This window comes from Vibrio sp. Vb1554 (assembly GCF_033344235.1).
On the sequence record NZ_JAWPOJ010000389.1, the window covers coordinates 1 to 1,106 of the forward strand.

A 1,106-nucleotide genomic window follows, 5' to 3' on the forward strand; every position below is an offset into this window, starting at 1 on the left:
TACCGATAGCAGCTTCATCATCATTGAAATCGATCGTGACGGCAATTTAGGCCTAAGCGTGAACGATGAAGAAGTGCAACGTGGTCTTTCACTGCAAGATGTCATTGTTCGAGTTAAAGCAGAGCGTTCCATCAAACCTGATTCACCAGTCGCAGTAGGCGGCGATGCAGCGACGCCATACGCTGATGTTGTCCTTTTACTTGATGAATTGAGTCGTGCTGGAATCCCTAAAGTAGGGCTCCTGACCGATATTAGGGAATAAACGTCAATATTCATGAAAGACAAAAAGAAACAATCGAAAGAGTACACTAAACCGATAGTCATATCGGTAGGTCTGCATGCTCTCTTGGTAGCAGCATTGCTCTGGGGTACTGATTTTGCGATGACCAAACCAGAGCCAACCGGACAGATGGTTCAGGCTGTCGTGATAGACCCTAAACTGGTGCAACAACAAGCGAAAGAAATTCGTCAGCAGCGTGAAAAAGCGGCCAAAAAAGAGCAAGATCGTCTTGATAAATTAAGACGTGAGGCGGAGCAGCTTGAGAAAAACCGTAAGGCTGAAGAAGAGCAAATTCGTAAGTTGAAAGAACAGCAAGCGAAAGATGCAAAAGCGGCCAGAGAAGCTGAAGCGGCTCGCAAGCAAAAAGAGCAGGAACGCAAAGCAGAAGAAGAACGAGTTCGCCAAGAAAAAGAGCGTACAGCTAAACTTGAGAAAGAGCGTAAAGCGAAAGAAGAAGCTGTACGTAAAGCAGAGCAGGAACGTTTAGCCAAAGAAGCGGCGATTGCTAAAGCGGAACAAGAGCGAGTAGCTCGCGAGAAGGCGGCAAAAGAAGCGGAAGAAAAGGCAAAACGTGAACGCGAGGCGGCTCAAAAAGCTGAACAAGAACGCATTGCGAAAGAAAAAGCGGCAAAAGAAGCTGCGGAAAAAGCGCGTAAAGAAAAAGAGCGCCTTAAGCGTTTAGAACGTGAGCGCAAAGAGCAAGAAGCTGCACTGGATGATATTTTTGCTGGCCTAGAAAGTGAAGCGAGTGCAAACCAACAGGCTCAGGGGAAATTTGTGGCTGATGAGGTTTCCCGCTACAGTTCAATCTATATTCAGCTTATTC

2 protein-coding genes are annotated in these 1,106 nt (G+C 46.6%); both read left to right on the forward strand.

Going from position 1 to position 1,106, the window contains the following annotated elements:
- Positions 1-262: ExbD/TolR family protein (locus R8N28_RS26520; protein ID WP_318183828.1), on the forward strand; the 262-nt coding region annotated here is incomplete at its 5' end.
- 12 nt (positions 263-274) lie between these two features.
- On the forward strand, positions 275-1,106 hold an 832-nt coding region (gene tolA, locus R8N28_RS26525; protein ID WP_318183829.1), incomplete at its 3' end, for a cell envelope integrity protein TolA.